Raw genomic sequence first — 8,337 nt, 5'->3', positions numbered from 1 at the left:
ACCGCCGGCGTCGTGTCGTAGACGATCTTGTACTCCATGTCGGCGGGGAAGAAGCCGCTGGCTTGCTCCATCGTGTGGTAGATCGTCTCGGCCGCCTTGAGCTGGTTGGCGCCAGGAAGCAGGTAGACCGCCATGGCGCCGGCGGGCTTGCCGTTCAGCCGCCCGAAGGAGTTGTAGTCCTGCGATCCCAGCTCGGCGCGCCCGACGTCCTTGATCCGGATCGCCCCGCCCGTCTCGGTCTCGCGGATGATGATGTTCTCGAACTCATCCGGGGTGGTGAGCCGTCCCGGCGCGCTCACCGTGTAGGTGAACTCCTGGTTCTTGGGAGACGGAGCCATGCCGACGCGCCCGGCGGGGGCCTGCAGGTTCTGCTCCTTGATGGCCGAGATGACATCCGAGGGGGTCAGCTTGAGCTGCGCCATGCGGTCGGGCCGCAGCCAGATGCGCATGCCGTAGTCGGTGCCGCCGAACAGGTCGACCTGCGCCACTCCCGGGATGCGCAGCAGCTGGTCGCGCAGGTTGATCCCGCAGTAGTTGATCAGGAACTTGGCGTCGTAGGTGCCGTTGGGGGAGGCGAGCGAGATGACCATCAGGATGCTGGGGCTCTGCTTCTTGACGGTGACCCCCTGCGCGATCACCTCCTGCGGCAGGCGGGCCTGCGCCGCGGAGACGCGGTTCTGCGTCAGGACGTTGGCGTTGTCCTGATCGACGCCCACCTCGAAGCTGACGTCGAGCTGCATGCGCCCGTCGCTGGTGTTGGAGGACTTCATATAGATCATCCGATCGACGCCGTTGACCTCCTGCTCGATCGGCGTGGCGACCGACTGCTCGACCGCGACGGCGGAGGCGCCCGGGTAGGTGGCGGTGACGCGGATCATGGGCGGGGCGAGGAAGGGATACTGCTCGATGCTCAATCCCTTGAGGGAGAAAGCCCCGAGCATGACGATCAGGATGGCGATGACGATTGCGACGATCGGTCGCCGTATGAAGAAATCAGCCATCTCTCAAGCCCCGGGCGCGGGCGCGGCGGGAGGCGGGGTATCCTCGATGGTGACCATCTTGGCCGCCACCTTGGCCCCGGGCCTCACCTTCTGCAGCCCCTCGACGATGATGCGGTCCCCGGGGTTGAGGCCCGAATCGATCACCCATAGCGCCCCGATGCGCTGGCCCGGCTTCACGGCACGCGACTCGACGGTGTCGTCCGGCTTCACCACCATCACGCTGTAGATCCCCTGCATCTCCTGGACCGCCCGCTGCGGCACCAGGAGGGCGCCTTTCTTGGTTTCCACCGTGGCGCGCACCTTGGCGAACTGTCCCGGCAGGACGATTCCCTGCGGGTTGGGGAAAGAGGCTTCCAGGAGGATGGTGCCGGTCTCCGCGTCGATGGCCCGGTCGACGAACAGGAACTTACCCTCGTAGGGATGCACCGAGTTGTCGGCCAGGACCATCTGGAAGGGGACGGTCCTTTTTTCAGCCTCTCCCTGCGCGGCCCGCAGGCGCGCGTAATGCAGGTAATCGGCTTCCGCCAGAGTGAAGCGGACGTGGATCGGGTCGATCTTGGAGATGCGTGTGAGAAGGGTGGGCAGGCCGCGTCCGACGAGCGTGCCCGCCTCCACTTCGGATTTGCCGATGAGGCCGTCGTCGGGCGCCAGCACCTTGGTGTAGCCCAGCTCCACCTGCGAGAGGCGGGTGGCTGCTTTGGCGGCGTCGACCGAAGCGGCGGCCGCCTTCTCCAGCGCCACGGAGGTCTCGTACTCCTGGCGCGAGACGGCGTTGTCCTTCACCAGCGGCTCGAAGCGCGCCACATCCTGCCTGGTGCGCGCCCATTGCGCCTGCGCCTCGGCCAGATCCGCCTTGGACTTCTCCAGAGATTCCTGGAAGGGGCGCGGATCGAGCGTATAGAGGAGCTGCCCCTTCTTCACCATCGTCCCTTCCTGGAAGTGCACCTTCTCGACGAACCCTTCGACGCGCGCCCGGATCTCGGTTTCGGTGTTGCCGCGCGTCTGGCCGACCGCCTCGACGTAGATCGGCACGTCTTTTTGCAGGACCGGGGCGGCCTTCACCTCGATGGGTCCGGCGGCGGGGGCTTCTTTGGATTTGCAGGCGAGAACGAGGAGGAAGGCGGCGGCCACGGCTGCGAGGCGGCGCCCCGGCGGCATGGAGAGAAGGAGTCTCACGGTTGTTCTCCCGGGCAGGAACGACCGCTGCCTGTCGCGACAATGATTATTGAACAGCGAAGATTCGCGAAGTCTAGCATAGGCATGCCTCCTGCCGCCGATCCCGCCGGTCTCCCGGCATTGCGTCCCGTCGGCGCTCCAATGCGCCTTCCCAGCCCGCCGGTCCGAGGGCCTCGAGGTCGAGTCCTTCCATGACGGCATGTCAGGAAGGCTCATACATGTAGGCCGCGATGGTCTTGCGGAGCGAGCGCGGCCGGCCGGCGCGAGCCAGCTTCATCGCGTAGGCCTTCTCGGCGACGTTGACCGCCAGGTTGAGCGAGATGCGGCGGATCGACGCCAGCGGAGGATAGAGGGAACCCTGCTCCAGATCCTCCCGCGAGACGAGGCGGGCCAGGGTGCGGGCCGCCTCCAGGAACAGCTCGTCGGGTATGGTGCGGGCGCGGCAGGCGACCGCCCCCAGCCCGATCCCCGGAAAGACATAGGCATTGTTTCCCTGGCCCGGATGAAACGTCTTTCCCTTCCAGGCGATCTCGCCGAAGGGGCTGCCGCTCGCGAAGATTGCCTTGCCGTCGCTCCATTCGTAGGCCTGCTGCGCCGTGCACTCGGCCTTTGACGTGGGGTTGGAGAGCGCGAAAATCACCGGCCGCTCGTTGATCCGGCTCATGCGCTCGATCACCTCGCGGGTGAAGGTGCCGGGCGCGCCGGTGGCACCGATGAGGACATCGGGGCGGATGGCGTCGATGGCGCCGAGGAAATCGAGCGGCTCGTGGTCGTGGGCGTACGGCAGGTTGTGCTCCATCAAATCCCTGCGGCTCCTGACGAGGAGCCCTTTGAGATCGACGAACCATAGCCGGCGGCATGCCTCATCTGGCGTCAGCCCCTCGTCCACGAATGCGGAGGCCACCAGGTCGGCGATGCCGGTCGCGGCCGAGCCCGCCCCGAGGAACATGATGCGCAGGTCCCGGAAGGGTTTCCCCGTGATGCGCGTCGAGGCGACGATCCCCGCCAGCGCCACCGCCGCCGTACCCTGGATGTCATCGTTGAAGCACAGGACGCGGTCGCGGTAGCGCCTCAAGAGTGCATAGGCGTTGGGGGTCAGAAAGTCCTCGAATTGGATCAGCGCCTGCGGATAGCGCGCCTGCACCGCCTCGACGAACTCGTCCACCAGGGCGAAGTAGGCGCGGCCCTTGAGCCTTTTGCGTGGATAGCCGAGGTAGAGAACGTCCTCGCGCATTTCCTTGTTTTCGGTCCCGACGTCCAGCGTCACCGGCAGGCATTGCTGGGGCGGGATGCCCGCGCAGGCGGTGTACAGGGCCAGCTTGCCGATCGGGATCCCCATGCCGTTGGCTCCCAGATCGCCGAGTCCCAGGATGCGCTGGCCGTCGGTGACGACGATGACGCGGATGTCTTTCTGCGGCCAGTTCCCCAGGATGCGGCGCATCTTGCCGCGCTCGCGCGGCGTGATCCAGAACCCCTTCGGCTGGCGCGCGATGTGCGAGAACTCCTTGCAGGCCTCGCCCACCGTGGGGGTGTAGATCAGCGGCATGATGGTCCCGATATGGTCGATCACCAGCCGATAAAAAAGCCCTTCGTTGCGCTCCTGCAGGCCCGACAGCAGCATGTAGCGATCGATGTCGCGAGGCAGGCGCTCGAGATTGGTCAGCACGCGTTGGATGAGCTGCTTCTCGCTGGAGACCACATCGGGGAGCAGTCCGGTCAGGCCGAGCCTCTCCCGCTCGGCGCGCGAGAAGGCGATCGATCGGTTGATGCTCTTGTCCCGCAGGATGTCGACGCCGCGCGCCGCCGTGCGCTTCATTTCGTCCCTCCGCTCCGCCAGCGCTCGTGATGCTCCTTCAGGATCGTGATCGCTTCATCGCCGGTCGCCACGCAGCGCGGGATCTCCAGGTCGGCGGCGCCGGCCAGCGGCGGGTCGGTCGACAACATCGAGGCCCGGGCCCATTGCACCAATCCCGGCCACATCGACCCTACCAGGATCAGCGGCGTGTCCTTCAGGTGCTTCACCTGCAGGAGCTGCCAGATCATCAAGGTCTCGAGGACCGTGCCGATGCCGCCCGGCGCCACCACGAAGGCGTCGGAGGTGATCACGAACTGGTGCAGCCGCGTGAAGAAGGTGCGGTGCTCGAAGGCCATGCCGACGAAGGCATTGACCTCCTGCTCGAAAGGAAGGTCGACGCGGATGCCGACGGAGCGCGACTTCCCGCCGCCGGCCGCGGCCCCCTCGTTGGCCGCCTGCATCAGTCCGGGGCCGCCGCCGGTGATGATGTCGCAGCCCAGCGAGGCCACGATCTCGGCCACGCGCTTGGTCTCTTCGTAGGCAAAGGTGCCCGGGCGCGCGCGGGCCGAGCCGAACAGCGTCACCCGGTAGCGTTCGCGCCGTGACGGGCGGATCCGGGCCAGGTTGTTGACGGCGTCCCACAGCTTCAGGATCGAGTCGGAGACGACCTGCCGGACCGCTTCTTCGTCCGCCAGGCTGACGGGCTCATTTCCCCGCTCGTCGCTCACGACCATATCTCACCCAACTGCCGTACTGGAGCCACGATCACGGGCTGAAATTGTCTCGGGTGAACAGCTCCCCAGAAGGGAGCTATGAATTGTTGGTTTGCGTGGAGTGGCGGCCCCTCAGCCGGCCGGTTACGAGCATGACCATTTCCCGTGTCCGACGGAGTGTCGCCTGTAAGTAGGTGCGGCCCTTCAGCCGCTGGCCGGTTTCCGGCCAGTCGGCTGTAAGGGTGTCCAAGCCCGGGTGGGCATATTACGAATTGTCGGACTCTGTGGAGCTGCGCCGCGCCTTCGTGCGCGCCTTCCCTTTTCGCCACCCATCCCACCGCCAGCTGCTCACCACGGGATGATCTTCCCCCCGTTCGTTGATGTAGCGCCGGTGCTCCAGCAGGGCCCCTGCGATCGCCTGCTTGGCGTAGGCGCTGCGCGAGCCGAGCTGCGGCAGGCGGTCGATCACGTCTTGTACCAGGTGAAAGCGGTCGATCTCGTTCAGCACGCACATGTCGAAGGGGGTCGTCGTGGTGCCTTCCTCCTTGTAGCCGCGCACGTGCAGGTTGTCGTGGTTGGTGCGCCGGTAGGTCAGGCGGTGCACCAGCCAGGGATAGCCGTGGAAGGCGAAGACGATCGTATTGTCGCGCGTGAAGAGAGCGTCGAAGTCGCGATCGCTCAGCCCGTGCGGGTGCTCGCCCGGCGGCTGCAGCTTCATCAGGTTGACGACGTTGATCACGCGCACCTTCAGCTCGGGCAGGTGCTTCCGGATCAGGTCGACGGCGGCCAGGGTTTCCAGCGTCGGCACGTCGCCGCAGCAGGCCATCACCACATCCGGCTCCTTGCCGCGATCGTTGCTGGCCCATTCCCAGATCCCGGCGCCGGCGGCGCAGTGCTCCACCGCCTGCCTCATGGTCAGCCACTGCGGCCCCGGCTGTTTGCCCGCCACGACCACGTTGACGTAGTTGCGGCTGCGCAGGCAGTGATCGGTCACTGAGAGCAGGCAGTTGGCATCCGGCGGGAGATAGACGCGCACCACCTCCGCCTTCTTGTTCACGACGTGGTCGATGAACCCCGGGTCCTGGTGCGAGAAGCCGTTGTGGTCCTGCCGCCAGACGTGCGAGCTGAGCAGGTAGTTCAGCGAGGCAATCGGCCGCCGCCACGGCAGATCGCGAGACACCTTCAGCCACTTGGCGTGCTGGTTGAACATCGAATCGACGATGTGGATGAAGGCCTCGTAGCAGGAGAAGAAACCGTGCCGTCCGGTGAGGAGGTACCCCTCCAGCCATCCCTGGCATTGGTGCTCGCTCAGCATCTCCATGACGCGCCCTTCCGGCGCCAACCCCTCGTCGGTGGGCAGGCGCTCCGCCATCCAGGCGCGCGAGGTAACTTGGAGCACGTCGTTCCAGCGGTTTGAGTTGAGCTCGTCGGGGCTGAACAGCCGGAAGTTGCGCGCCTCCAAATTGAGCTTCATCGCGTCGCGCAGGAAGGCTCCCATGACGCGCGTCGGCTCGGCATCCGAAGCCCCCGGCTTCGTCACACGCACGGCATAGCCGCGGAAATCGGGCAGCTTCAAGTCGCGCAGGAGCAGCCCGCCGTTGGCATGCGGGTTGGCGCTCATGCGGCGATTTCCCTCCGGCGCCAGCGCCGCGATCTCGGCGACCAGGCGGCCCTGAGCGTCGAACAGCTCTTTGGGCCGGTAGCTCTTCATCCAGCGCTCCAGCAGCTTCAGGTGCGCCGGGTTGTCGTGCAGCTCTCCCAGCGGCACCTGGTGCGAGCGCCACGAGCCCTCGGTCAACTTTCCATCGACCGTGCGCGGGCCGGTCCAGCCCTTGGGCGAGCGCAGCACGATCATCGGCCAGCGCGGGCGGCGCGGAACGCCGCCGCGGCGGGCCGCCGACTGGATGCGCCGGATGGCATCGAGCGCCCGATCCAGCGCCGCGGCCATCCCCCGGTGCATCGCCGCCGGGATGCTCCCTTCGACGAAGATCGGGTCGTAGCCGTAGCCGCGCAGCAGCTCGTCCAGCTCCTCGCCGGGGATGCGGGCCAGGACCGTCGGGCTGGCGATCTTGTAGCCGTTCAGGTGCAGGATCGGCAGAACCGCGCCGTCGGAGGCGGGGTTCAGGAACTTGTTCGAATGCCAGCTGGTGGCGAGCGGTCCCGTCTCCGCCTCGCCGTCGCCCACCACCGCCGCCACGATCAGATCGGGATTGTCGAAGGCGGCGCCGAAGGCGTGGCTCAGCGCGTAGCCCAGCTCGCCTCCCTCGTGGATCGAGCCGGGGGTCTCCGGCGCGACGTGGCTCGGGATGCCTCCCGGAAAGGAGAACTGCTTGAACAGCCGGCGCATCCCTTCTTCGTCCCTGGAGATGTTCGGATAGATCTCGCTGTAGGTCCCTTCCATCCAGGTATTGGCCACGATCCCCGGCCCGCCGTGCCCCGGACCGATGATGGTGATCATGTCGAGATCGCGATCGCGGATGACCCGGTTGAGATGCGCGTAGATGAAGTTCAGCCCGGGCGTCGTCCCCCAATGGCCAAGGAGCCGGGGCTTGACGTGCCGCTTCGCAAGCGGCTGCTTCAGCAGCGGATTGTCCAGCAGGTAGATCTGGCCGACGGAGAGATAGTTGGCGGCGCGCCACCAGGCGTCGATGCGGCGCATCGTGACGGCGCCGGGAGATTCGCGGCGGGAAATCTTCTTCATGAATGGCCTCGCTGCGCGGAGTCGACTTCGAGGCAAGCAGTCTCGCAGATCCGGCGGGCCAACTCCAAAAGGTTTCCCCGCCGGCGGCGCAGATCAACGGAAAACCTTGATGAAGTGGGCGCGCTCGTAGGCGGCGGGGTCGGGGATCTTCTGGAAGCTCATGTTGCCGCGCATCTCGTCGAGCGAGCCCCACTCGTTCTCTTCCATCCATTCCCCGACCTGACGGTGCACCGCCCGCAGGTGCGAGGGGCCGTGGCGCATCAGCGCAGAGACCATCTGCGTGACGTGCGCGCCTGCCATCGTCGCCTTGATCACATCGAGCGCCGTGTGCACGCCTCCGGTCACGGCAAGGGAGGCGCGCACGCGTCCCGACAGGGCCGCGAGGCCGCGCAGGCGGCGCTGCAGATGGGAGGATTGGGACAGCCCCAGGGCGCGCACCACTTCCAGCTCGAGAACATCGATGTCGACCCGATGGAAGCGGTTGAACATCACCAGGCCATCGGCTCCCGCATCATCGAGCTGGTGGGCGAAATGCGCGAACGCCGTGAACAGCGGCGTCAGCTTGACGGCGACCGGGATGCGCACCTGCTGCTTGACCTCCCGCACGATGTCGAGCATCTGCCGCTCCACCTCGGCGCCGCTCAGGGTGGGATCGCTGGCGGCGTGGTAGAGGTTCAGCTCCAGCGCGTCGGCCCCCGCCTGCTCGATCAGCCGGGCCATCGAGGTCCAGCCTCCGGCGGTCGAGCCGTTGAGCGAGGCGATGACCGGGATGCGCACCGCCTGTTTCACGCGCCGCAGGTGCTCCAGATACTCGTCGGGCCCGAGAGCCGTCTCCTGCTCCGGATTGTAGGTAGTAGCTTCGGCGAAAGAATCGCCGTGGCTCTCGATGTTGAAGAAGTCGTCCATCTGCTCGCCCTTGATGTCCTCCTCGTACAGGGAGCGCAGGACCAG

General features: G+C 66.5%; 6 protein-coding genes. All 6 read right to left on the bottom strand.

Annotation, left to right across the window (positions count from 1 at the left end; genetic code table 11):
* The coding region (locus VFW45_06010; GenBank protein HEU5180324.1) for an efflux RND transporter permease subunit at positions 1 to 1,001 on the bottom strand (1,001 nt) is incomplete at its 3' end.
* A 3-nt stretch (positions 1,002 to 1,004) separates the two neighbouring features.
* Positions 1,005 to 2,177 carry an efflux RND transporter periplasmic adaptor subunit gene (locus VFW45_06005; protein ID HEU5180323.1) on the bottom strand — a complete coding sequence of 391 codons (1,173 nt, stop codon included), beginning with the start codon at positions 2,175 to 2,177 and terminating at the stop codon, positions 1,005 to 1,007.
* 202 nt (positions 2,178 to 2,379) lie between these two features.
* Positions 2,380 to 3,993 (bottom strand): NAD-dependent malic enzyme, encoded by a 1,614-nt coding sequence (locus VFW45_06000; GenBank protein HEU5180322.1) that lies wholly within the window; start codon positions 3,991 to 3,993, stop codon positions 2,380 to 2,382.
* Positions 3,990 to 4,706 (bottom strand): LOG family protein, encoded by a 717-nt coding sequence (locus VFW45_05995; protein ID HEU5180321.1) that lies wholly within the window; start codon positions 4,704 to 4,706, stop codon positions 3,990 to 3,992. The genes VFW45_06000 and VFW45_05995 overlap by 4 nt, the downstream gene beginning before the upstream one ends.
* Before the next feature lie 244 nt (positions 4,707 to 4,950).
* The gene (locus VFW45_05990) at positions 4,951 to 7,386 is read right to left on the bottom strand and encodes a phosphoketolase family protein (GenBank protein HEU5180320.1); all 2,436 of its coding nucleotides are present in this window, start codon (positions 7,384 to 7,386) and stop codon (positions 4,951 to 4,953) included.
* A 93-nt stretch (positions 7,387 to 7,479) separates the two neighbouring features.
* A partial coding sequence (locus VFW45_05985; protein ID HEU5180319.1) for a dihydroorotate dehydrogenase-like protein occupies positions 7,480 to 8,337 on the bottom strand: 858 nt, incomplete at its 5' end.

It is taken from the genome of Candidatus Polarisedimenticolia bacterium (assembly GCA_035764505.1).
Classification (GTDB): domain Bacteria; phylum Acidobacteriota; class Polarisedimenticolia; order Gp22-AA2; family AA152; genus AA152.
This window is presented reverse-complemented; position numbering and strand designations above follow the sequence as displayed.

Coding starts and splice junctions, on each gene's coding strand:
- VFW45_06000 (HEU5180322.1), bottom strand. CDS start 3,993: ATGAAGCGCACGGCGGCGCGCGGCGTCGACATCCTGCGGGACAAGAGC.
- VFW45_05995 (HEU5180321.1), bottom strand. CDS start 4,706: ATGGTCGTGAGCGACGAGCGGGGAAATGAGCCCGTCAGCCTGGCGGAC.
- VFW45_05990 (HEU5180320.1), bottom strand. CDS start 7,386: ATGAAGAAGATTTCCCGCCGCGAATCTCCCGGCGCCGTCACGATGCGC.